The organism is Streptomyces sp. NPDC056161, from assembly GCF_042268025.1.
Lineage (GTDB): Bacteria > Actinomycetota > Actinomycetes > Streptomycetales > Streptomycetaceae > Streptomyces.
The window spans coordinates 1-22,419 of record NZ_JBHJUV010000094.1 but is presented as its reverse complement, the minus strand read 5'-3'; the positions used below and the strand labels follow the sequence as shown (position 1 = coordinate 22,419).

At 72.1% G+C, this 22,419-nt stretch carries 22 protein-coding genes and 3 pseudogenes; 10 read left to right on the top strand and 15 right to left on the bottom strand.

Features of this window, described 5'->3' with window-relative positions:
* Positions 1 to 58: 58 nt before the first annotated feature.
* Both ACFC09_RS43825 and ACFC09_RS43820 read right to left on the bottom strand, forming a co-directional pair.
* Positions 59 to 226: pseudogene (locus tag ACFC09_RS43825) on the bottom strand (site-specific integrase); the annotation flags it as partial.
* 21 nt (positions 227 to 247) lie between these two features.
* Positions 248 to 1,121, bottom strand: a pseudogene (locus tag ACFC09_RS43820) (IS5 family transposase).
* A gap of 260 nt (positions 1,122 to 1,381) precedes the next feature.
* Here ACFC09_RS43820 and ACFC09_RS43815 point away from each other — a divergent pair.
* Together ACFC09_RS43815 and ACFC09_RS43810 are read left to right on the top strand one after the other, a co-directional pair.
* Entirely contained in the window at positions 1,382 to 1,807 is a 426-nt protein-coding gene (locus ACFC09_RS43815; RefSeq protein WP_376538397.1) for a beta-eliminating lyase-related protein, read from the top strand.
* Positions 1,808 to 1,946: 139 nt separating this feature from the next.
* A complete protein-coding gene (locus ACFC09_RS43810; protein ID WP_376538395.1) occupies positions 1,947 to 2,108 on the top strand; it encodes a hypothetical protein in 162 nt (53 codons plus the stop codon).
* A 214-nt stretch (positions 2,109 to 2,322) separates the two neighbouring features.
* On the opposite strand, the gene ACFC09_RS43805 is transcribed toward ACFC09_RS43810, so the two are convergent.
* Together ACFC09_RS43805 and ACFC09_RS43800 are read right to left on the bottom strand one after the other, a co-directional pair.
* The gene (locus ACFC09_RS43805) at positions 2,323 to 3,225 is read right to left on the bottom strand and encodes a transposase family protein (protein WP_376538393.1); all 903 of its coding nucleotides are present in this window, start codon (positions 3,223 to 3,225) and stop codon (positions 2,323 to 2,325) included.
* A 106-nt stretch (positions 3,226 to 3,331) separates the two neighbouring features.
* On the bottom strand, positions 3,332 to 3,865 hold the full coding sequence (locus tag ACFC09_RS43800) for a GrpB family protein (protein ID WP_376538391.1): 534 nt from the start codon (positions 3,863 to 3,865) through the stop codon (positions 3,332 to 3,334).
* 336 nt (positions 3,866 to 4,201) lie between these two features.
* On the opposite strand from ACFC09_RS43800, the pseudogene ACFC09_RS43795 reads away from it, so the two are divergent.
* A pseudogene (locus ACFC09_RS43795) lies at positions 4,202 to 4,885 on the top strand (peptidase S8); the annotation flags it as partial.
* Between the two features lie 114 nt (positions 4,886 to 4,999).
* Here ACFC09_RS43795 and ACFC09_RS43790 read toward each other — a convergent pair.
* Positions 5,000 to 5,305 carry a hypothetical protein gene (locus tag ACFC09_RS43790; RefSeq protein WP_376538389.1) on the bottom strand — a complete coding sequence of 102 codons (306 nt, stop codon included), beginning with the start codon at positions 5,303 to 5,305 and terminating at the stop codon, positions 5,000 to 5,002.
* Positions 5,306 to 5,587: 282 nt separating this feature from the next.
* Here ACFC09_RS43790 and ACFC09_RS43785 point away from each other — a divergent pair, with 282 nt between their 5' ends.
* A complete protein-coding gene (locus tag ACFC09_RS43785; RefSeq protein ID WP_376538387.1) occupies positions 5,588 to 6,460 on the top strand; it encodes a universal stress protein in 873 nt (290 codons plus the stop codon).
* 69 nt (positions 6,461 to 6,529) lie between these two features.
* Here the strand turns inward: ACFC09_RS43785 and ACFC09_RS43780 are convergent, their stop codons facing one another.
* The 3 genes from ACFC09_RS43780 to ACFC09_RS43770 form a co-directional block, all read right to left on the bottom strand.
* Positions 6,530 to 7,765 (bottom strand): DUF4032 domain-containing protein, encoded by a 1,236-nt coding sequence (locus ACFC09_RS43780; RefSeq protein WP_376538385.1) that lies wholly within the window; start codon positions 7,763 to 7,765, stop codon positions 6,530 to 6,532.
* Positions 7,766 to 7,828: 63 nt separating this feature from the next.
* Complete coding sequence (locus tag ACFC09_RS43775) at positions 7,829 to 8,575, bottom strand: MBL fold metallo-hydrolase (protein ID WP_376538383.1); 747 nt, start codon at positions 8,573 to 8,575, stop codon at positions 7,829 to 7,831.
* Between the two features lie 86 nt (positions 8,576 to 8,661).
* Positions 8,662 to 9,288 carry an alpha-ketoglutarate-dependent dioxygenase AlkB gene (locus ACFC09_RS43770; RefSeq protein WP_376538381.1) on the bottom strand — a complete coding sequence of 209 codons (627 nt, stop codon included), beginning with the start codon at positions 9,286 to 9,288 and terminating at the stop codon, positions 8,662 to 8,664.
* 184 nt (positions 9,289 to 9,472) lie between these two features.
* Here ACFC09_RS43770 and ACFC09_RS43765 point away from each other — a divergent pair, with 184 nt between their 5' ends.
* Entirely contained in the window at positions 9,473 to 10,114 is a 642-nt protein-coding gene (locus ACFC09_RS43765; protein ID WP_376538379.1) for a TetR/AcrR family transcriptional regulator, read from the top strand.
* Positions 10,115 to 10,145: 31 nt separating this feature from the next.
* On the top strand, positions 10,146 to 11,819 hold the full coding sequence (locus ACFC09_RS43760) for an FAD-binding dehydrogenase (RefSeq protein WP_376538377.1): 1,674 nt from the start codon (positions 10,146 to 10,148) through the stop codon (positions 11,817 to 11,819).
* 10 nt (positions 11,820 to 11,829) lie between these two features.
* On the opposite strand, the gene ACFC09_RS43755 is transcribed toward ACFC09_RS43760, so the two are convergent.
* Complete coding sequence (locus ACFC09_RS43755) at positions 11,830 to 12,180, bottom strand: DUF488 domain-containing protein (protein WP_376538376.1); 351 nt, start codon at positions 12,178 to 12,180, stop codon at positions 11,830 to 11,832.
* Positions 12,181 to 12,336: 156 nt separating this feature from the next.
* Here ACFC09_RS43755 and ACFC09_RS43750 point away from each other — a divergent pair, with 156 nt between their 5' ends.
* Entirely contained in the window at positions 12,337 to 12,471 is a 135-nt protein-coding gene (locus tag ACFC09_RS43750) for a hypothetical protein (protein ID WP_376538374.1), read from the top strand.
* A gap of 57 nt (positions 12,472 to 12,528) precedes the next feature.
* On the opposite strand, the gene ACFC09_RS43745 is transcribed toward ACFC09_RS43750, so the two are convergent.
* A complete protein-coding gene (locus ACFC09_RS43745) occupies positions 12,529 to 13,434 on the bottom strand; it encodes a LysR family transcriptional regulator ArgP (protein WP_376538399.1) in 906 nt (301 codons plus the stop codon).
* A gap of 106 nt (positions 13,435 to 13,540) precedes the next feature.
* On the opposite strand from ACFC09_RS43745, the gene ACFC09_RS43740 reads away from it, so the two are divergent.
* Together ACFC09_RS43740 and ACFC09_RS43735 are read left to right on the top strand one after the other, a co-directional pair.
* Positions 13,541 to 14,158, top strand: a complete 618-nt coding sequence (locus tag ACFC09_RS43740) for a LysE/ArgO family amino acid transporter (RefSeq protein WP_376538372.1) — start codon at positions 13,541 to 13,543, stop codon at positions 14,156 to 14,158.
* 89 nt (positions 14,159 to 14,247) lie between these two features.
* Positions 14,248 to 15,555: an MFS transporter gene (locus ACFC09_RS43735; RefSeq protein ID WP_376538370.1), complete on the top strand. Its 1,308-nt coding sequence runs from the start codon at positions 14,248 to 14,250 to the stop codon at positions 15,553 to 15,555.
* A gap of 124 nt (positions 15,556 to 15,679) precedes the next feature.
* Here the strand turns inward: ACFC09_RS43735 and ACFC09_RS43730 are convergent, their stop codons facing one another.
* The 3 genes from ACFC09_RS43730 to ACFC09_RS43720 form a co-directional block, all read right to left on the bottom strand.
* The gene (locus ACFC09_RS43730) at positions 15,680 to 16,135 is read right to left on the bottom strand and encodes a cyclic nucleotide-binding domain-containing protein (protein ID WP_376538368.1); all 456 of its coding nucleotides are present in this window, start codon (positions 16,133 to 16,135) and stop codon (positions 15,680 to 15,682) included.
* A 331-nt stretch (positions 16,136 to 16,466) separates the two neighbouring features.
* Complete coding sequence (locus tag ACFC09_RS43725; RefSeq protein ID WP_376538366.1) at positions 16,467 to 18,716, bottom strand: FUSC family protein; 2,250 nt, start codon at positions 18,714 to 18,716, stop codon at positions 16,467 to 16,469.
* Positions 18,717 to 18,819: 103 nt separating this feature from the next.
* Positions 18,820 to 20,202, bottom strand: coding sequence for an NAD(P)/FAD-dependent oxidoreductase (locus ACFC09_RS43720; RefSeq protein WP_376538364.1), 1,383 nt, complete (start codon positions 20,200 to 20,202; stop codon positions 18,820 to 18,822).
* A gap of 218 nt (positions 20,203 to 20,420) precedes the next feature.
* Here ACFC09_RS43720 and ACFC09_RS43715 point away from each other — a divergent pair, with 218 nt between their 5' ends.
* The gene (locus ACFC09_RS43715; protein WP_376538362.1) at positions 20,421 to 21,233 is read left to right on the top strand and encodes a methyltransferase domain-containing protein; all 813 of its coding nucleotides are present in this window, start codon (positions 20,421 to 20,423) and stop codon (positions 21,231 to 21,233) included.
* A 71-nt stretch (positions 21,234 to 21,304) separates the two neighbouring features.
* Here ACFC09_RS43715 and ACFC09_RS43710 read toward each other — a convergent pair whose 3' ends face one another.
* Together ACFC09_RS43710 and ACFC09_RS43705 are read right to left on the bottom strand one after the other, a co-directional pair.
* Positions 21,305 to 21,736, bottom strand: a complete 432-nt coding sequence (locus ACFC09_RS43710; protein WP_376538360.1) for an ATP-binding protein — start codon at positions 21,734 to 21,736, stop codon at positions 21,305 to 21,307.
* 300 nt (positions 21,737 to 22,036) lie between these two features.
* Positions 22,037 to 22,419: alpha amylase C-terminal domain-containing protein (locus ACFC09_RS43705; RefSeq protein ID WP_376538358.1), on the bottom strand; the 383-nt coding region annotated here is incomplete at its 5' end.

Below are 22,419 nucleotides of genomic sequence, written 5' to 3'. Positions count from 1 at the left end.
CCGGAATGAAATTCCGGAGGGGCTCCATCGGCGTTTGACGGCAGCGGTGACGGCAACACTAGCGGACGGCGGCGGTGGGTGGGTCCTCGTGGTCGCCGTCGGCCGGGCTGAGGGCGTTGCCGAGGGTGTCGATGGCCTGGCGTTGGAGGCGGAGTCGGACGTGGGCGTAGACGCCGGCGGTGACGCCGATGTGGGCGTGGCCGAGGAGTTCCTTGATGACGACTAGGGCGTGTTTTCAATGTGCTGGTCACAGCCACTCATTGATGGCGGCAACGAGGACGGTCGCTTCGTATCGGACGGCGAGCTTGTCGTACCGCGTGGCGACCGCGCGGTGCCTTTTGAGGCGATTGATGCCGCACTCGACCGCGTGGCGCTCGCGGTAGTCGGCCACGTCGAACTTCGGCGGTCGTCCGCCGCGGGAGCCGCGCTTCCGCGGTTGGCGATCTGGTCGCGCTTCTCGGGGATGGTGCACCGGATTTTACGTCGCCGCAGGTAGGCACGGTTCGCGCGGGAGCCGTACGCTTTGTCCGCGCGGACCTTGTCCGGCTTGGTGCGCGGACGGCCCGGCCCGGGCCGGGGCACCCGGATGCGGTCGAGCACGGTCTGGAACTGCGGGGAGTCGCCGCGCTGTCCGGCCGTGACGACGAGGGACAGCATCTTCTGGGCCTGCTCGACGGCCAGGTGCAGCTTGGTGGTCAGTCCGCCGCGCGACCGCCCGAGAGCGTGGTCGTCGGGTTCGCTGAAGACGCCGCCGGGCGGCTCGGTCTGCAGATCCCCCTTTTGCGGGCCCCGGCCGCGTGCTGGTGGGCACGGGTAATCGTGGAGTCGACCGAGACATCCCAGGTGATCAACCCTTTCGCGTCCGCCCGGGCCTGGAGCTGTTCGACGATCCGGTGCCAGGTGCCGTCCCGCTGCCAGCGTCTGAACAGGGTGTACACGGTCTCCCACGGCCCGTACCGCTCCGGCAGATCGCGCCAGGGTATGCCGGTCCGAGTGCGGAACCGTATGCCGTCGATCAGTTTCCGCTTGCTGTGCACCACAGGCCGCCCGGGCTTCCTGCCCTTCGGCAACAACGGCTCCAGCACCGCCCACTGCGCTTCTGTCAGATCCCCACGAGCCACAACACGTGATCATGACACGACCTTGATCAACTTTGAAAACACGCCCTAGCGCTGGGCGGTGCGCGGGACTGGGAGGACGAGGACCGGCTCGCCGAATGGCGGCACCACACGACCGGCCCATGGGAGGTCCGGATCCTGCCCGGCGGCCACTTCTACTTCCGGGACCGGTCCGATGCCTTCTTCGACACCCTGTCGGACCGCATGGCCCGCCTCGCCCACAGCCTGCCCGACACCTCTACCACCAACCCATAGGAGACCCCGTGCCCAACGAGATCACCGACCTGCGCAGCGACACCGTCACCAAGCCCACTGCCGACCTCGGCGACAACACTTTGGGCGAGGACCCCACCGTGATCCGCCTGGAGCAGATGCTCGCCGACACCTTCGGGTTCACCGCGGGCCTGTTCCTCCCCAGCGGAGTCATGGGAAACCAGCTCGGCCTGCGGCTGCTGGTGCCGCCCGGGCAGGAGTTGCTGGCGGACGCCGACTCGCACTTCCTCCTCTACGAGGACGGCGGCGTGGCCTGGCACGGCGGCATCCTGACCCGCACGGCCGTGTCCGAGAACGGGCTGCTCGACCCGGCCGTACTCGCCCGGAACACCGCCTCCGTCTGCGGCGCCAGCCGCAGCGACTGGATCTCCCCGGAAACTCCATCGATCGCGGCCCCGACGACCGAACGGGCGTGAATATCCAGCCCGGCATACGTACGCTTGAACATGACCGGCACCTCCGGCAACTGCGGCTCTACCGTCACTCGGAGTGGCGGCAACTCGCGCCGACTTGCGAGCGAGGCGCCGGTTCTCCATACGGTCTAGGCTCGTAGGCATGGGAATCGACTGGGAGAACATGCTCGGCACAAGCGGCAACGGCCTCAACGGCGCCTACGACAGCACGGTCTCCGAGGTCATCTACAGCGAGGGACCGTGGGACGACCGTCGGCCATTCCCAGTCGGCGAAGAGCACGACGACACAGACGGCCTGCGCTGACCTCAGCGCACACACGGAAACGCCCCGGTGAGCGCCAGGGAAGTCACAGGGGTCGTCTGGGCCTCGCAGGGCGATTGTCCGCAGGCTGGTTCCGCGCGGCCTGTACGGGCCGGTGCAGGACTACCTCGACGGCGTCTTGGGCGACTGACGCGTTACGACTCGGTACGCGATTGAGGTCGGGGTGTGCTGGCCTGGCCGTTCGGCTGGTGGGTGATCAGCAGGCAGTCTGGTGGGCGAGCACGAGTTCGGTGCTCGTGCGCCGCCGGGTGGGCCTGCGGGCCGCGCGGTCGGAGACCAGTGCGGCGATGGCAGCATGCGTTTCGGCGTAGGACTCGCGACGGCCGAGGTATCGCTGGAGCGGCCGCCACTTCTTTTCCTCGCCGATGGTGTGCTCCACGCAGATCCGCGCGGAGGACTGCCGTCGGCGCGCCTCGCGCCAGGCGTACTTCTCGCCCAGTGGCGCTTCGTCCTTCGGCTTGCGTGGCGGTGCCTGGACCTGGCCTGGGAAGTCGTTGGCCAGGCCCCGGTAGCCCTCGTCGACCTTCGCCTTGACATGCGGATGGAGCCGCAGTTGCTCGGCGATGCCCTCGGTGCGCATCGCGGTCTGGTCGTGCATCCGGCCGGGCCGGTCGGCCCCGGACCACAGCAGGCGTCCCGAGCCGTCGCTGATGGTGGTGGTCTTGGCTGTGTTCTGCTTCTTCTTGCCGGAGACGAACGCCTTGCGGCCGGAGCGGCCGGCCTTGGGGCGGCGGACCTGGGTTTCGGTGCCGTCGATGCGCAGTTCGACACCTTCGGCCTTGGCGTAGGCGAATACGTCGGCCAGGGTGTGCAGCCGGAGGCCGGGCCGGTCGGGGACGGCGAAGCCGCGGGAGGCCAGCAGCGGGCGGATCTCATGGATGGCGCGGGTGACGGTGGGGCGGGAGACGCTGTAGAGCTCGGCCAGTGCCGCGTGGGGTAGTTGCAGGTGCAGGTGAACCAGGGTGACCAGGACCCGGTCGGTGAAGATCAGTTTGTGGTCCGGCCCGGCTCCGGCGGCCCGTTTGCGCTCTCCGCCACGACGCTCACGCAGCCCGGATTCGCACCGCCTCAGCCAGGGGTCGGCCAACTCCTCGGTCAAAACGCCGAGATGTGCACGATCAAGGCCGCAGAAGGCAGGATGGGTCAAGGCCGCACGGGCTCGGTAATGCGTCACAACATCACCAACCCGTGCGGCCGCCGTCACGTCACGGTTCTCCGGCGGCCCGAGCGGCGTAGGACTTCGCGACCAGTTCCTCCACCAGAGCGCCCTTCGCCGCCGAGTACTCCTGCCTGCCCTTGCTGTCGGCACGGAACCGCTGCGCGAGGGCCACCTTCAACGCGCTGTAGCGTCGGACTTCATCGGGCCGCTGACACAGGTAGTCACGGAGCATGATGTGATCAAGGTGGGGCTTGGAACCTGAGACCACGCCGTACAGGTGATGTTCGGGAGCCGCAGAAGGGGCTTGAAAGGCATCCCGTCCCGGAATCCCCAGATCACCTTCGGGCCGGTAACCCTGCCCGGTGAGCCGGGAGATCAGTTCGGGCATGGCGGCGTCCTCGGCCACTACAATGTCAAGGTCGATAATCGGCTTGGCCGCGCATCCGGGCACGGCTGTGCTTCCGACATGCTCGATGGATACAGCCAGATCCGCGACGTGAGGTGCAAGTCGCTGCCGCAGATCCTGGAATTGCTCAGCCCATTGGGGGTCGTAGTCGCTGACCACGATCATGCCAGTCATGCTGGCAGTCTCCCAGGATCGCCAGGGCCCATCGAGTCGCTCTGAGGGCCCTGGTTATCGCGTACCGAGTCGTTAGTGTGGCTGCTGCTGGTGCGTCGGTTACAGGCGCTTCGCTGTGCGGTTGCGTAGCAGCAGCCACTGACTCGCGTCGGCGCCGCCTGAGCGCGCAGCCGGTCCGTGCAGCAGCACGGCGTAAGCCGTCCTCTCCGCCTTGCTCGGGGCGGCATACTGGCCTGGCGCCTCCGGGGTCGGGAATGACCTCGTCATGCCTTTCCACGCCTTGTCCGCGTTTGGAGTGCTGAGCATTGGCCCTCCCGGGCTCAATAGGGTCATGCAGTGAAGTACAGACAGCAGTGCCCCGACACCCGGAAGAAGGGTTACACGTCCTGCAACGCCCTGCGCGTCACCAGCGGCACCACCGCCTTCCAGGAGGAGCAGGCGGCGAAGAAGGGCATCGCGCCCCAGACCGTCAAGCCGAACGCCGCCGCGGACTCGCCCACCGGTTACGGCCCCAGCGACCTCCAGTCGGCCTACGGCCTCACCTCCGCCGCCTCTTCCAGCGGCTCCGGCAAGACCATCGCCATCGTCGACGCCTACGACGACCCCAACGCCGAGTCGGACCTAGCCGCCTACCGCTCGAACTACGGCCTGTCCGCCTGCACCTCCTCCAACGGCTGCTTCACGAAGGTCGCCCAGGACGGCTCCTCCAACCTCCCCACGGCCGACAGCGGCTGGGCCGGCGAGATCTCCCCCGGCCTCGACATGGCCTCCACCATCTGCTCCAACTGCAACATCACGCTCGTCGAGGCCAACTCCTCCTCGATGGACGGCCTCGGCACGGCCGTGAACGAAGCCGTCAGCCTGGGCGCCGCTGCCGTCTCCAACAGCTACGGCGGCTCGGAGTCCTCTTCCGACACGACGTACGACTCCGAGTACTTCAACCACCAGGGCGTCGCCACCACCGTCTCCGCCGGTGACAGAGGCTACGGCGCCGAGTACCCGGCGACCTTCCGGTGGATTGGAGACGGTGCCGGTGCGGGGGGCTGACCGAGCATCGCCCCGCGTTCGCCCTCCCTCAGGCCTTCGCAGGGCACTTCCACATGGCGGCTACCGGAGGATTGCTGACGGCCGCGTTCACAGCGTGAGATCACGTGGAGCCGCCGCTGCGCACCCGCCGTCAGCAGAACCGCAAGCGGCGCAAGCGGTGACGTGGGCCGGCCGCCGACTGGCGTTGGGTTCAGTGATGAGGATCTTCGCCACCTGCTCCACGCCCTGCGCGAGTTCGAACAGCACTACAACTCCCACCGGCCCCACCAGGGCATCGCAGACGCCCGCCTGCTGCAACCGCTCCCCACACCGATCACCGACCCGGACGCCATCGCCCACCTCGACATACGACGACGCGACCGCCTCGGCGGAATCCCCCACGAGTACGAACATGTCGCGTGACCTGCACGGACGAACTTTCCGGCAAGAGCAGCCGTATGTCAAAGATGAGTCGGTCAAAATGACGGTCCGCGCTGTGTCGGCGGCCTGTGCCATACGTCTCCCACCCCGAGAGGTCTTGTCCACGGGACGGTGTCGCCGTCGTCACCGCACCGGTCCACGCCCCATCGTATGTTCGATCCGCCGGCTTCGCTCTGTCACGCCGGAGCGCACCCGCGACCCGGCCCGGGTGGGGAAGACTGACCCCGCACACGCGCGACGACGAGGAGGCTGCGCATGACACGCCCGATCACGGCGGGGGTCGACGGTACGGAGGAAAGCCTGGCCGCACTGGCGTGGGCGGCCCGCGAGGCCGTCCGCCGGGACCGGCCCCTGCACGTGGTGCACGCCTGGCATCCCCAGCACCACGAGGTGTCCGCCGCGGCGGACCGGGAGACCCAGCGGACCTGGGTGCGCGACGCGACGGACCAGGCGGTGAGCCCGGTCACCGAGCGGCACCCGGAGCTGACCGTCACCACGGACGTCGTCGAGGGCCACGCCGCCGAGGCGCTGCTCGCCGCCGCGGCCGAGTCCGAACTGCTGGCGCTCGGCTCACGCGGCCACGGACCGGTCGTGGGGTTCCTGCTCGGCTCCGTCGGCCAGCAGGTGATCGCCGAGGCCCGGCGGCCGGTGGTGCTGGTGCGCGCCGGGGACCGGGCCGCCGCCGAGGCGGCCGGCCGGGACGTGGTCGTGGGCCAGCAGGGCGACCCCGAGGACAGCGCCGCCGCGCTGCGGTTCGCGTTCGAGACCGCGGCGGCCCGCCGGGCCGCGCTCCTGGCCGTCCGGGCCTGGACCCTGCCGCCCGTCTTCGCCTACAGCCCGGGTTCGATGAGACTCCTGGACGACGCCGGGGGCCTGGAGCCGTACGAGAAGGAGGCGCTGGCCGAGGCGCTCGGGCCGTGGCGGGAGCGGTTCCCCGACGTGCCCGTCACCGAGCACATCGAGATGGGCAGCGCGGGACAGGTACTGCTGTCGGTCGCGGCGCGGGCCCAGCTGATGGTCGTGGGGCGCCGGGCGCACCGCACGGCGGTCGGCGCCCGCATCGGCTCGGTGGCCCACGGGGTGCTGCACCACGCGCCGTGCCCGGTGGCCGTGGTCCCGCACGACTGACCGGGCCCCACCGGACCACCGGTCCGGGGGCGCCGCGCAGTCCGCGGCGCCCCCGGACCTGCGGCCCGTTCACTCGGGTGTGGTGGGCTCCAGCGTCGCGCGGGCCTTGGGCAGGACGTTCTTGATGTAGTCGGCGACCGCCGTGTCCAGCCCTATGTCGTGCTGTGCGCGCTCGGACAGGTACCAGCGGTGTTCGAGCAACTGGTGGTAGATCTCCGCGGGATCCATCGCGCCGCGCAGCTCGGGCGGCACGGCCCGCACGGTGGGCCGGAACACGTCCCGCACCCAGCGGTGGGCCAGCACCTCGTCACGGGTGCTGAGGGGGTCGCCGGGCGCGTAGTCGTCCTGGGTGGCCATCCAGCTCTCCAGGTCGTTCAGCAGCCGCCTGGCCTGGTTCTCCTCCGTGTCCAGACCGGTCAGGCGCAGCAATTGGCGCTGGTGGTGGCCCGCGTCGACGACCTTGGGCACGAAGGTGACCGAGTCACCGTTGGAGGAGTGCTCGATCTGCATCTCGGCGACGTCGAAACCGAGGTCGTTCAGGCGCCGGATGCGGCGCTCGATGTAGTGGTACTTGCCGGCCGGGTACACCGAGGTGCGGGTCAGCTCCTGCCACAGGTCGCTGTAGCGGGTGCAGATCTCGTGGCCGAACTCGACGGGGTCCACGGACGGGTGCAGCGCCCCGGACGCCTCCAGGTCCATCAGCTCGCCGCTGATGTTGACGCGCGCCAGGTCGAGGTCGTACTCGCGCTGGCCGGGGCTGAGCCGCGTGTGCAGATCCCCGGTCTCGGCGTCCACCAGATAGGCGGCGTAGGCGCCCGCGTCGCGCCGGAACAGCGTGTTGGACAGCGAGCAGTCGCCCCAGGCGAACCCGGCCAGGTGCAGCCGCACCAGCAGCACGGCCAGCGCGTCCATCAGCCGGTGCATGGTCTCCGGACGCATGGTGGTCTCGAACATCGAGCGGTACGGCATAGAGCCGCCCAGGTGCCGGGTGACCAGCGCCGCCTCCAGTGGCCCCCCGGTGCCGTCGGCGCGGCCCGTGATCATGGCCAGCGGGTCGACGGCGGGGATGCCGAGCCGGTCCAGGTCGCGCAGCAGTTCGTACTCGCGCAGCGCGGGCCGGTCGGCGAGTTCCTTGACCGCGATGACCTCGCTGCCGGCGCGGGCGTAGCGCACCACGTGCCGGGAGATGCCCCGGGGGAGCGGCACGAGGTATTCCTCGGGCCACTCCTCCAGGGGCAGGCCCCAGGGGAGTTCGAGCAGGAGCGCGGGGTGCTCCGGATTGGTGGCGCTGATCTGCAAGGCCATGGCACGAACCCTACGGCCTGCCGCGGCGGGCGGTGCGGAGCGGGCGGCCGCCCGGCGGGTGCCTCAGCCGGCCCGCGTCCGGGCCAGTTCGGCGGCCTCGCGCACCGGCCCGTGGTGGACCGGCCCGTGACCCGGCAGCAGCGTGTCGCCGTCGAGCTGTGCGATCAGCTCCAGCGAGGCCACCGTACGGGCCCGGTCGTGGTCGAACATGACCGGCAGCAGCTGGGGTCCCCGCAGCCGGGCGGTCGGGTGGCCGCTGACCAGGGCGTCACCGGAGATGACGAGGCCGAGGTGGGGCAGGTGGTACACGGTGTGCCCGTCGGTGTGGCCGGGCGTGTGCACCGGGACGGGCCGGCCCGGCAGATCCAGCGCCCCGTCGCCGGGGAACGGCTCCGGAGCGCCCACCGGATGCTGCTGCGTGCCGCCGACCCGCAGCACGTGCACGAGCCACGGCACGACACCCGGCCGCCAGGCGTTGCGCAGCACCGCGCCCACGGACACCTGCTGGAGGAACTCCCGGCGGGCGTGCGGGACTTCGGCCTTGTGCAGGTAGACCGGGGTGCCGTAGGTGCTGCGCAGGTACTCGGCCGAGCCCAGGTGGTCGTTGTGCGCGTGTGTGATCAGTACGGCGGTGACCGCCTCGGGCGCACTGCCCACCGCGGCCAGGGAGTCGAGGAGCGGCTGCCGGTCCCCGGGGTAGCCGGTGTCCACCAGGGTCACGGCGTCCCCGTCCTTGAGGATCACCCAGTTGGTGTTGTTCCCGTGCACCAGGTAGGCGCCGTCGGCGACTTGGCGTACGTCTGCCTGCATGATCTCCCCGAGTCCTGAGCGTGCTGTCCGACGCGGACAGCCAACCAGACGCGCCGGCGGCCGCCGCGTGCGGGGGGCGCCGAAGATCACCGTACGCCGTGCGGGCGGAACTGGATGCTGATGCGCGGCCCTGTGGCGCGCGCCGTTTTCGGGACGCAGTGTTCCCAGGTCCGCTGGCAGGAGCCGCCCATCACGATGAGATCGCCGTGGCCGAGCGGCCGGCGGACCGAGTGGCCGCCGCCCACCGGGCGCAGCAGCAGGTCCCGGGGCGTGCCCACGGAGAGGATCGCGACCATGGTGTCCTCGCGGGCGCCCCGTCCGAACCGGTCCCCGTGCCAGGCGACGCTGTCCCGGCCGTCGCGGTAGTGGCACAGGCCGGCCGTGGTGAAGGGTTCGCCCAGTTCGGCGGCGTAGTGCCGGGAGAGCGCGTCGCGGGCCTCGGCCAGCACCGGGTGCGGCAGCGCCTCGCCCGCCCGGTAGAAGGCGAGCAGCCGTGGTACGTCGACGACGTTGTCGTACATCGCTCGCCGCTCCGCGTGCCACGGCACGTCAGCGGCCAGCCGTTCGAACAGCGCGTCCGCCCCGCTCAGCCAGCCGGGCAGCACGTCGATCCAGGCGCCGGCGCCCAGCACGGTGCGGCGGGTTCCGGCGAGGGCGGCGAGCCGAGGCTCGTCGCCCTGGTCGAACAGGGAGCCCTGCAAGTGCGTGGCCATGCCGCCAGCGTAACCCTTGAATCGAAAATGTGTTCCCATGATCGTGGTTCGGTGACGCCGTGCCGCGCCGCGGGCCTTCCGCGGGCCTTCCTCGGGCCTTACGCGGGCCTTACGCGGGCCTTCCGAGCCCTTTCGATACATCGACGTATCCGATACATTCGCGTATCGAACGGAGGGCCGGGTGATGGCGCAGACGACGGCCGGGCGGGTGACCCGGCGCCGGGTCCGGACCCGGGCCAGGCTGCTCGACGCCGCGTTCACCGTCTTCGCCGCCAAGGGGTTCGGCCGCGTCTCCATCGAGGAGATCTGCGAGGCCGCGGGCTTCAGCCGGGGCGCCTTCTACTCCAACTTCGCCACCCTGGACGAACTGTTCTTCGCCCTCTACCGGGACCGGGCCGACCTCATCACCGAGCAGGTGACCGCCGCGCTGGCGCTCGACGGGCCCGGACTGGACGTCCCCGCCGCCGCTGACCGGGTCACCGAGGTGCTCCTGCTGGACGTGGACTGGCTGCTGGTCAAGACGGACTTCCTGGTGCACGCCGCCCGCGACCCCGCCGTGGCACAGACGCTCCTCGGCCACCGGGCACGCCTGCGGCAGGCCGTCGCGGACCGGCTCTCCCGGGCCGCGGGCCACACCGCGCTGCCCGCCGCGCTCGGCGGCGCGGACGGCGCCGCGCGCGCCGTGGTCGCCGCCTACGACGGCGTCACCACCCAACTGCTGCTGGACCGGGACGTGGACGCCGCCCGTGCCTGGCTCCGCCGGCTGCTCACCGCGCTGCTGACCGACGGCAACGGCACCCCGCACGGCTCGTGGCACGACTCGTAGAGACATTCGCCGAGGGAAGGAAACGGTCACCATGGACGCGGACGTCATCGTCGTCGGAGCGGGCCTCGCCGGTCTGGTCGCGGCGCACGAACTCACCAGCCGGGGCCGGCGCGTCGCCCTGGTCGACCAGGAGAACGCCGCCAACCTCGGCGGCCAGGCGTTCTGGTCCTTCGGCGGCCTTTTTCTCGTCGACTCCCCGGAGCAGCGGCGCCTCGGCGTCAAGGACTCCTTCGACCTCGCCTGGAACGACTGGCAGGGCAGCGCGCGGTTCGACCGGCTCGCGGACGAGGACTCCTGGGCGGTGCGCTGGGCGCGCGCCTACGTCGAGTTCGCGGCCGGCGAGAAACGCTCCTGGCTGCAGGGGCACGGCATCTCCCTGCTGCCCACCGTCGGCTGGGCCGAGCGCGGCGACCTGCGCGCCGACGGGCACGGCAACTCCGTACCGCGTTTCCACATCGCCTGGGGCACCGGCACCGGTGTCGTCGAGCCGTTCGCGCGCCACGCCCGGCAGGCCGTCCGCGACGGGCTGCTCACCTTCCACCACCGGCACCGGGTGGACGAACTGGTCGTCGAGGCGGGGCAGGCCACCGGGGTGCGCGGTACCGTCCTCGCCCCCGACGACGCGCCGCGCGGCGTCCCCTCCAACCGGGACCGGATCGGCGACTTCGAACTGACCGCCCAGGCCGTGATCGTCACCAGCGGCGGCATCGGCGCCGACCACGACATCGTCCGCCGGTTCTGGCCCGAGCGGCTGGGCACGCCGCCCGCGCACATGGTCACCGGTGTCCCGGCGCACGTCGACGGCCGGATGCTGGGCATCAGCGCCGAGGCGGGCGCGCGCCTGGTCAACCGGGACCGCATGTGGCACTACACCGAGGGGCTGCACAACTGGGACCCGGTCTGGCCCGGCCACGGCATCCGCATCCTGCCCGGCCCCTCCTCCGTCTGGCTGGACGCCCTCGGCCGCCGGCTGCCCGACCCCTGCCTGCCGGGCTACGACACCCTGAGCACCCTCCGGCACCTGCGCACCACCGACGACCTCAAGGACCACGACCACTCCTGGTTCGTCCTCACCCGGAAGATCATCGAGAAGGAGTTCGCGCTGTCGGGCTCCGAACAGAACCCGGACATCACCGCGAAGGACCGCAAGGCGGTACTGCGCGACCGGCTGCTCGGCAAGGGCGCCCCCGGGCCGGTGCAGGCGTTCCTGCGGCACGGCGCGGACTTCGTGACCGCCGACACCCTGGAAAGCCTCGTGGCGAAGATGAACGGACTCACGGACGAGCCGCTCCTCGACCCGGCCGAGGTGCGCCGCCAGATCGAGGCCCGTGACCTGCAGATCGACAACCCCTACAGCAAGGACTCGCAGATCCAGGGCATCCGCAACGCCCGCCGCTACATCGGTGACCGCCTCGGCCGGGTCGCCGTCCCGCACCGCGTCCTCGACCCGGCCGCCGGTCCGCTCGTCGGCGTCAAGCTGCACATCCTGACCCGCAAGACGCTCGGCGGCATCCAGACCGACCTGGACTCGCGCGCCCTGGGCGCCGACGGGCAGCCCATCGGCGGGCTGTACGCGGCCGGGGAGGTGGCCGGTTTCGGCGGCGGCGGTGTCCACGGCTACAACGCGCTGGAGGGCACCTTCCTCGGCGGCTGCCTCTTCTCCGGGCGGGCCGCGGGGCGGGCGGCGGCGCGGCAGACCGGGTGAGCCGGCCGGGTCAGTCGCTCAACACCCCGGCCAGCACCGCCGCATGGCTCTGCTCCGGGTTCTTGGACGCGGTGAGCAGCGTCACCGGGCCCTTGTGGGCCGCGGTGCGCAGGCCGTCCAGCAGTTCGGCGGCCCCGGGCTCCGCGAGTTCCGCCTCGTACCGGCGGCGGAACTCCTCGTAGCCGCCCTCGCCCGCGTGGTACCACTGGCGCAGTTCGGTCGACGGGGTCAGCGTCTTCGGCCATTCGTCCACCTCGGCCGCGTCCTTGGCCATGCCGCGCGGCCACAGCCGGTCGACCAGGACCCGCAAGCCGTCGTCGGGTTCCGGCGGTTCGTAGATGCGACGCACACGCACGCTCACGATCGTGGCCTCTCTCCGGTGCGGACGGTGCCGTGAGCGTACTGTGGCGAAACCAGTCGACCGGTGGATGACGCGGCACAACTCTGCATAAAAGTGAGTAATTAGGGCGATGCTCCTCATAGTCGGTGACACCGTGTTCTTCTGGATCCTGCGCGAGTGGCCCACCCAGCACCTGACGGGCGCGGCACCACCACCGAGTTCGTGCGCCTGCCCGAGCAGGAGTCCGGGAAGGATCTGGGCGCCCTGTTCCGGACCTGGCTGTACGAGGACGGAAAGCCGAAGCGGGCCTGAGTGCCCGGGGCCCGGGTGGCGCCGTAGCCCGGTCGCGACGGCGCGACCGGTACCCGGTCAGTTCCCGTGGGGCAGCAGGTTCTCCCCGGCCGTCACCGCCACCGCGTCGGCCACCGCCGCCAGCGCGGGGGAGTCGAGCTTCCACTGCTGCCAGTACAGGGGGACGTCGACCCATCGCCCGGGAACGAGCCGGACCAGGCGGCCGGCGTGCAGCAGGGGGTCGGCCTGGGTCTGCGGCACCATGCCCCAGCCGAGTCCCGCGGCGACGGCCGCGGCGAACCCCTCGGAGGTGGGAACGTGGTGCCGCGACGCACTCGCGGCACCGGTGCCGCCGCCCAGCGCCCGGACGAAGTCGTCCTGGAAGTCGTCCCGTCGGTCGAAGACGACCACCGGCGCCGCGGCCAGCGCCTTTGCCGGCGGTCCGCCCAGATGCTCCGTGGCGAACCCGGGGCTCGCCACGGGGAGATAGCGCATCCGTCCCAGCGGGCGCACGGAGCAGCCCGGCACCGGGTCGGGCGACGAGGTCACCGCGGCCATCACCAGCCCCTCGCGCAGCAGCGCAGCGGTGTGGTCCTCGTCCTCGCGTCGCAGTTCGAAGCAGATCCGCGGCTGCCGCGGCACCCGTCGCAGCGCCGCCAGGAACCAGGTGGCCAGCGAGTCCGCGTTCACCGCCACCGACACCCGCGTGGGCTCCTCGGCCCCGCTGAGCCCCAGCTCGCCCCGCGCGTCCCGGTCCAGCCGGGCCAACTGCCTGGCGAACCGCACGAGCACCGCGCCGGACTCCGTCGGCCGCACCGGCTTGGTGCGCTGGAGCAGCACCCGGCCCGTGCGCTGCTCCAGCGCCTTCACCCGCTGGCTGACCGCCGAGGGCGTCACGTGCAGGGCGGCCGCCGCCGCGTCGAACGTGCCCTCGTCCACCACCGCGAGCAGCGTCCGCACCTGGTCGAGGGGCAGCTCCGGCATCGTCACGGCCCGCGCCTCCTCCCCGGCCCTCCGTCTGTAGTCGTGCTAATGCTACGTAAAAATCCTTAGCTGTACGCCGGGTGATCATGTCGTTAGCGTCACCGGCATGTCCAGCGCCCTGACCGCCGCTGCCGCCGGCTTCGGCACCGGCCTCTCGCTCATCGTCGCCATCGGCGCCCAGAACGCGTTCGTCCTGCGCCAGGGCATCCGCCGGGACGCGGTCCTCGCGGTCGTCGGCATCTGCGCGCTCTCCGACGCGGTGCTCATCGCGCTGGGCGTCGGCGGAGTCGGCGCGGTGGTGGTGGCCTGGCCCGGGGCGCTGAGGGCGGTCGGGCTGATCGGCGGCGCCTTTCTGCTCTGCTACGGCGCCCTCGCCGCCCGCCGTGTGCTCGGGGCGGGCGCCGGAGGACTGCGCGCGGAGGGGACGCCGGCCGGTTCGAGGCGGCGGGCGGTGCTCACCTGTCTCGCGCTGACCTGGCTCAATCCGCATGTCTACCTGGACACCGTGTTCCTGCTCGGCTCGCTCGCCGCCGACCGCGGCCCGCTGCGCTGGACGTTCGGCCTCGGCGCGGCGCTGGCCAGCCTGTGCTGGTTCACCGCACTCGGCTTCGGGGCCCGGCCGCTCGGCCGGATCCTCGCCGGGCCACGGGCCTGGCGGGTGCTGGACGGCCTGGTCGCGGTGACCATGCTCACGCTCGGGGCGCTGCTCGTCGCCGGATCGTGAGACGTCCCGAGGCATCGTTTCGGCGGGCGGGACCGGTGCGCCATAGTGAAGCCCGGATTCGAAAGTTGTAACGAGCAACCAGGAAGCACGTGGACACCACCGAGAGCACCGACGGCAGTACCGCGCCGCAGCCCGACTCCCCCCTTCCGGGGGCAGAGCCGAGGAGCGGCTGGCGCCGCTGGGCGATGGACACCCGCCCCCTGCGCCACCCCGCCTTCCGCAGGCTGTGGTCCTCGACGATCGTCACCTCGGTCGGCAGCCAGCTCACGGCCGTCGCCGTGCCGAAGCAGATATACGACATCACACACTCCTCGGCCTGGGTCGGCTATGCCGGCCTCGCCGGTCTGGTGCCCCTGGTCGTCTTCGCGCTGTGGGGCGGTGCGGTCGCCGACACGGTGGACCGCCGCAAGCTGCTGCTGGTGACCAACATCGGCATCGCGGTCACCTCGCTGCTGTTCTGGGCGCAGGCCGTCACCGGACTGGACTCGGTCGTCGTCCTGATGGTCCTGCTCGCGGCGCAGCAGGCGTTCTTCGGCCTCAACTCCCCGGCGCGCAGCGCCTCCATCGCCAGGCTCGTCCCGGTGGAGGAACTGCCCGCCGCGAACGCCCTCGGATCCACGGTCATGCAGACCGGCCTGGTGGCGGGACCGCTGCTGGCCGGCGCGCTGATCCCGGTGGTCGGTCTGCCGGAGCTGTACCTCATGGACGCGGTGGCGCTGTGCGCCACGGTCTGGGCGGTCGTGCGGCTGCCGGCGCTGCCGCCGCTCGGGACTCCGGCGGCCCGGCGCGCGGGCTGGCGGGAGGTGACCGACGGCTTCCGCTACATCTCCCTGCACAAGGTGCTGCTGCTCTCCTTCGTCGCCGACATCATCGCCATGGTCTTCGGCATGCCCCGCGCCCTGTTCCCGCAACTGGCCGCCCAGACCTTCGCCCCGAACGGCGAGGGTCTGGCGCTCGGCGTGCTGTTCGCCGGGATCCCGGTCGGGGCGGTGATCGGCGGGTTGTTCTCCGGCACGTTCTCGCGGGCGCGGCGGCACGGCTGGATGGTCATCGGCGCGGTGATCGGCTGGGGCGCGGCGATCGTGGGCTTCGGACTGAGTCGCAATCTCTGGGTCGCGCTGGTGTTCCTCGCCGCCGCCGGGGTCGCCGACATGGTCTCCATGGTCTTCCGCGGGGCGATCCTGCTGTCCGCCGCCACCGACGAGATGCGCGGCCGTATGCAGGGTGTGTTCACGGTCGTCGTCGCGGGCGGCCCGCGCCTGGCCGACGTGCTGCACGGCACGATGGGCTCCCTCTTCGGGCCGCGCGCCGCGGTCGCGGGCGGTGGCCTGCTCGTGGTCGCCGTCACGGTGGGGCTGGCCGCGGCGGTTCCGGCGCTGCGTCAGTACCGCATCTGAGGCACTGGAGGAGCCGGAGCGTGCGTACGGGCGAGGCACTGGCGCGGCCGGGGCGCGCCGGCATCCGACGGGCGACCGCAACCCGGGCGCCGCGGCGACCGGAGCGCGACCGCAGCGGGAGGCACTACAGCCCGCTCCGGCGGCGGATCGTGTACTGGTCCATGAGCTTGCCCCGCGTCAGCTCCAGACGGTGGGCGAGGATCTCGGCGACGGTCCGCACCAGCGACAGCCCGAGCAGCGGGTCCTCCACGCTCAGCGCGAGCACCGCGGACGCGTCGTACTCGTAGGCCCGTACGAAGCTGAAGGCCACCGCGCCGAAGTCCCAGGTGTACGGGGGGAACAGCCATGACCAGCCGAGCAGGTCGCCCGCGCCGAGGCTCGCCACCGTGACGCGCTGATGGGAGGTCACCTGCTGGTCGAGGTTGACCGCGCCCGACCGGATCACCCAGAAGCGGTCGGCGGTGCCGCCGGCCTCGAAGATCCTGGTGTCCTCGGGGAAGGACACCTCCCGCGCCAACTCCATCAGACGCTCGCGCTGCGGTTGCGGAAGGGCGGTCAGCAGTCTTATCGCTTTGGTCATGGCGCGGGGCTCCTCGCGGGCGGGATGTTCCGGAGTTCTCCCTACGCCCATTTCAGCCGCTGCCGCCGCGCCGGGCACCTCGGGAACCGGAGAATTCCGCGGACCTGGGCCGACGGGCAGGAAAGAGCCCTGGCTGGACGGGGGAAACCAGCCAGGGCCGTAGGCGGTGGTCCAGGCAGGACCGGCACAGCCGCCTCCTGTCCACGCTTGGATGAACGCTAAACCATCAGGGGGGCGGTCGGTGGCAAAGAACGGGTCGCGTGACCCGTTTCACGTCTCCGGCCCGGAGCACCGGTGCCCCGGCACCCGCCCGGACCCACGGGGCCCGCCCTCAGTTCCCGCGCCGCGTGATCGGCACGCCGAGCGGCCGGGCCAGACCCACCACCGTCTCGTCCAGCCGTTGCAGATGCCGCAGCACCCGGTCCGTCACCTGCCCGTAGCGCGCATCGGCCGACGTGCCGGACTGCAGCAGCGAGGCGATGCTCGGACCGGCCTCGACCCCGGCCTCCGCATGCCGGTCCGCGACCGAGGCGGCGATCGCCTCGATGTTGCGCACGATCCGGCTGCCCGCCCCGCGCAGCCGCGGGTCCGCCGCCATCGACGGCTTCGACGGCAGGAGTTCGGCGGTGGCCGCCAGCGAACGGGCGTGGTACGCGCACGACTCCAGCAGCGCCACCACGTAGCGCACGGTGTCCCGGCGGGTCCGCAGCGGCGTGATCGGATGGGTCAGCGGCTGCGTGGAGGCCCCCAGGTCCGCCAGCGACTGGTCCAGCCGGCGCGCTTTGTCCAGCAGGTCCACCGGGGGCGCGCCGCTCAGCTGGTCGACCGCGGACCGGGTGACGTCCGCCAACTGGTCCAGGACGGTGACCAGCAGTTCGTTGGTGCGCCGGTCCGTCCGCACCGGCAGCACCACCGCCGCCGCGATGATCCCGCAGGCGGCGCCCAGCGCCGTCTCCTCCACCCGCAGCACCAGGACGGCGAGGCTGTAGCTGTTGAGCAGCGTGTACAGCAGCCCGAGCATCGCCGTGACGAAGAACGACATCAGCGTGTACGACAGCGGGGCCGTGTAGAACATCGCGAAGATGAACACCAGCACCAGCGCGAACGCGGTCCAGGTGTGGTGGCCGACGAGTCCCGCCAGCCCGATGCCCGCCACCACGCCGAGGACCGTGCCCAGCAGCCGACGGTAGCCCTTCACCAGGATCTCGCCGGTGGACGCGGTGTTGATGAACACGATCCAGCAGGTCAGCACCGCCCAGTACCACCGCTGGGGAGACAGCAGCTCGCCGCCGACGATGGCGAGCGACGACCCGACGGCCACCTGCACCGCCGCCCGCGTGCTGGGCCGCGGCCCGGTGGCCGCCTTCTCGTCCGCGGCGCGCTCCTCCTCGCCGCTCCCGATCGCCGCGTCCTCCGCGTCCAGCTCCTCGCGCGAGCGGGTCGTCGCGGGCGTGTCGTCGGAGTCGTCCACCGGTCCGTCCAGGGCGAGCCGCAGACCCAGGACCGCCCGCCCGGCCTCGCCGAGACCACGGAAGACGTCCCGTACGGCGGGCGGCGCCTGCGGCAGGTTCTCCTCGTCGCGGTAGCCGAGCAGCCGGTTGCGGACCTGCGACAGCGCCGTTCCCCGGTCCGCGTGCACCGGCCGCAGCACCAGCAGGCGCAGTGCCTGGAGGTCACGGCGGAGCGCGGCCCTGTCCGCGTCCCGCATCGGCTGCTCGCCGCCGGAGGGAAGCGACGCGCCCGGCAGATGCAGGGTGAGCGTGTCCGCGCTTTCGGAGCCGCGCGCCGTCAGCAGCATCAGCCCGAGCCGCTCGGCGGCGATCTCGGCGTCCGCGGTCCGCCGCTGGAGCAGTCGCGCCGCCGCCTCGTCAGGGGTGCCCTCCGTCAACTGGCCCTGGATCATGAGCGCGGACTCGTGCAGCCGGGCGGTCCTGACCCGGACCAGCTCCAGGCTCTTGTCCGCGTCCTGCTCACCGGCGTCGAGCAGCTCGATCTGGGCCGTGATCAGCTGGGCGAGCCGTGCCCGGAAGGCCCGGCGCAGCCGGTCCAGGACGCCCGCGGGCGTCTGCGCCAGCAGGACGAACCGGGTCACCGCGCTGCACGCGAAAGCGATGACCAGCGCACCGTACAAGCCCGGCAGCAACGGCACCGTCGCGCGCACGAACAGCGACAGGAAATAGGTCTGGAAGCCGATCAGGCCGAGTGCCGTGCCCCGGTCGCCGAACCTGCGGCCGTAGACCGCGCAGAAGATGAGCGCCACGAAGAACACGTCACCGATCACGACGTCCGCGTCGAGCAGCGCACCGAGCGACACGGAGGCCAGCGCCACCGGCAGACCCAGCGCGAGCGTCACGGCCTGCTTGCCGCGCTGCTTCTCCCGGATGGCGAAGGTGCCGGCCATCGCCCCCATCGCTCCGGCCACCAGATGGGTCACATCCGCCCGCAGCAGCGCGAGGGCGAGCAGGGTGAGCGCGATGGCCGTCACGGTGCGCAGCCCCGCGGTGAGCCGGAGCAGCCCGGGGTCGGACGCCGCGAGCCGACCCCACAGCTCCGCCCGCACCGACCGCTCCGCTGTCCTCACGCCGCTGTGCTCTCTCCCGTCACGTCGTGATCCACCGCTCAGCATGGCACGGCACCCGCACCGCACCCGGACGGCACGGACCGCGGCGGACCCGCGCCCGGTCTCAGTCCGCCGGGCTGTCCAGAGCGCGCCCCGCCACATGCGCCCGCACCTGCTCGGGCGTCAGATACGTGTCGGTGAACTCGAAGTCCTTCAGCTTCGCGGGGCGGCGGGCCTGGAACCCGGTACGCACGAAATCGTCCCCGCCGACGGCGTTCAGCAGCCAGTTGGTCAACACCCGGGTCTTCGCGACGTTGGTGCGCAGCGCCGACCAGTGGTAGCCGCGGGCGACCGCCTGGGCGAGCATGCCGCGCAGCTCGATGCCGAGCGGCTTGGAGACGGCGTCCCGGCCACCGAGGTCGACGACCAGCCCCAGGTCCCGGTGCTCGTACGGGCGCAGGGGCAGGCCGCGCAGCGCCGCGATGACGTTGTCGGCCACCTGCCTGCCCTGCCGCATGGCGTGCTGCGCGGTGGGCGGGCAGACGGCCCCCGGCTCGTGCTTGGCCTCGTCCGGGACGGCGGCGGCGTCGCCCAGCGCGAACACCCCGTCGTGCCCCGGCAAAGCCATCGCCGCGGTGACCGCGAGCCGGCCCCGCACCGTGTCCGCGCCGAGCGTCGCGATCAGCGGGCTGGCGACCACTCCGGCGGTCCAGATCAGTGTGCGGGTGGGCACCACCCGTCCGTCGGTGAAGGTGACCTCCCGCGCCCCCGCCTTCGCGATCGACACGCCGAGGGAGATCTCGATCCCGCGCCCGCGCAGGATCTCCTGCGCGCTGCGGCCGAGCTTGTCACCCAGCTCCGGCATCAGCCGGGGAGCGATGTCTATCAGGTGCCACTTGATCAGGCCGGGATCCAGCCGCGGGTAGCGCCGCAGGGCGCCGTGCGTGAGCCGCTGCAAGCAGGCGGCGGTCTCGGTGCCGGCGTACCCTCCGCCGACCACCACGAACTGAAGCCGCGAGGCACGCTCCGCGGGATCGTCGCTGGCGTCGGCGAGGTCGAGTTGCGCGATGACGTGGTCGCGCACGTAGGCGGCCTCCGCGAGGGTCTTCATGCCGTACGCGTGATCGGTCAGGCCCGGGATGTCGAAGGTGCGGGTGACGCTGCCCGGGGCCAGCACGATGTAGTCGTACGGCTCGTCCACGATCTTGTCGGTGATCGTCTTGACGACGCAGACCTTGGCCTTCAGGTCCACGCCGACGGCGCCGCCCGGAATGATCCGGGTGCGGTACCTCCTGCTGCGGCGCAGCGAGACGGCGATCGACTGGGGGGTCAGCACACCGGAGGCGACCTGCGGCAGCAGCGGCAGATAGAGCTGGTACGAATAGGGCGTCACCAGGGTGACGTCGGCCTCGTCGGGGGAGAGCTTCCGCTCCAGGCGGCGAACGCACTCCACTCCGGCGAAGCCCGCGCCCACCACCAGGATCCTGGGTCGTGTCACGGTCTCCATCCCTTCTACGGGACCGGGCGGTCCGGCTCGACGCCGTTCGCCTGCCCCGGATCGCGGGTCCGCACCCCATCGATCCCACCGTGTCCCGGGTGGTTCCGCCAGCCGGGAGCGGCAGCGGGACCGGCGCACGGGCACCGGCACCTCCCGCTGCGGAGCGCGGCGCGTCCTTCTGCGCGAGTGGACCACACGCGGGCCGTGGGGGTCGTAGAGTGCGCGCCATGCCGCTGACACCGCCCGTCCCGGGCTATCGGACGCACCCCACCGACCCGGCCGACCCGGTGCCCCAGGCCGACGCGCTCGACGCGCAGGACGCCAACCCCGGGGTACGGCGGCTGCGCGCCTGGGCCCACGAGGCACTCGCGGTCAAGGGAGGCGAGCGGGCGCTGGACGTCGGCGCCGGGACCGGTTCGCAGACCCGGGAACTGGCCGCCGCGGTGGGCCCCGAGGGCCTCGCCCTGGGCGTCGAACCGAACCCCGGGCTGCGCGCCGTCGCCGAGGCGCGGTCGGCCGAGAGCCGGGCCCGCTTCACGCACGGCGACGCACTGGCACTGCCCGTACCGGACGCCTCCGTGGACGTCGTGTGGTGCGAACGCGTCCTCCAGCACCTCACCGAGCCGGACCGGGCGGTCGCCGAGATGGTCCGGGTGCTGCGTCCCGGCGGCCGCGTCGCGCTGCTCGACACCGACTGGGCCACCACGGTGCTGCACCCCGGCGACCCGGAGACCGTCCGGGCGTTCGCCTCGGGTGCCCTCACCGGCGCCGCCAACCCGTACTCGGGGCGCCGGCTCGTCGGACAGGTGACGGCGGCCGGCCTGGTGGTCGACGACCGCGGCTGCGAGGCCCTGTTCCAGGACCACCGGTCGGTCGCCTGGCCGATCATCCGGATGCTGGGCGACTCGGCGGTGCGCCGCGGACTGCTCACCGAGCGGCAGCGGGACGCCGCGTACACCGCGCTCGCCGAGGCGGCCGAGCGGGGCGGGCTGCACATGTCCGTGACGATGTTCGGCGTGGTCGCCCACCATCCCGGGTGACGCGGCGGCAGGCCGGGCGTCCCGGCGGGCCCGGGGCGGTCCTTCGCCCCGGTACGGCGGGACGGCCGCCCTCACCAGGGCAGGAAGGCGTGGATGTCCTTGCCGCCGCGCGTGACCACCACGCTGACCTGGTCGCACAGCGTGCCGACGAGACGCCAGCCGACGCCGCTGCCCGTGCGGGGGCTGAACGGCCGCGGCTCGGGCCGTACGGTGCTGGTGTCGTGCATCGTGACGTGTACGCCGTCGAACGTGCGGCGCATCCGCAGGGCGAACGGTCCCGGCGCGAACTGCACGGCGTTCGCGGCCAGCTCCGTGACCACCAGCAGGATGTCCTCCCAGGACTCGGGGGCGGTCGGCGGTGACGCTCGGGCGAGGGCGCCGAGGAAGTCCTGCGCGGCGAGCCGCGCGCTCGTCACATTGCCCAGCTCCCCGCGGAAGGAGACCCTGCGCTCGAAGGACTCCTCCGAGAGGGGGGTGTCGTCCCATCGTGACCCGGTCGCCATCGTCTCTTCCCCAGCACCGTGTGAAGTGGGCCGCGGCCCGGACTGCTCTCTCCCTGGGCTGGGTTCCCGCGCGCGGCCCGGCTACGCCTGCCCGCCCCGCGGAACACGCGCTCGCAGCCGTCCCGGCCGGCGGACACCACCCGTGGCGCCCGCCGCGAGGCGGCGTGCGCGAGCTGGCGGCCACCCGCCCGGCCGGGAAGACCGCACGGAGGGTGACGTCGCCGGTCACCCCTGTGGTCGACGGTGCTCGGGCGCGGCCCAGGTGAGCGAGACCCGGGGGCGGGCGGCGGACCGGCCGGGTCAGTCCGCGGACGCCGGCACCAGCCACACCGTGGCGAGGGGCGGCAGGGTGATACGGAGCTGCCCGTCCCGAGGCACGAGCGGACCGCGCTCGCCGACGTCGCCTCCTCCGTAGCGCGCGCTGTCGGTGTTGAGCATCTCCCGCCACACCGGCACACCCTCGGGCACGCCGAGGCGGTAGTCGTGGCGGACGACGGGGGAGAAGTTCGACACCGCGAGCAGCGGTGCCCCCTGGGCGTCGAACCTCAGGAACGCGAAGACGTTGTCGTCGGCGGCGTCACCGACGACCCACTGGAAGCCGGCCGGGTCGGTGTCGCGCTGCCACAGGGCGGGGGTGGCGCGGTAGCCGGTGTTGAGGTCGCGGACCAGGTCGCGGACGCCGC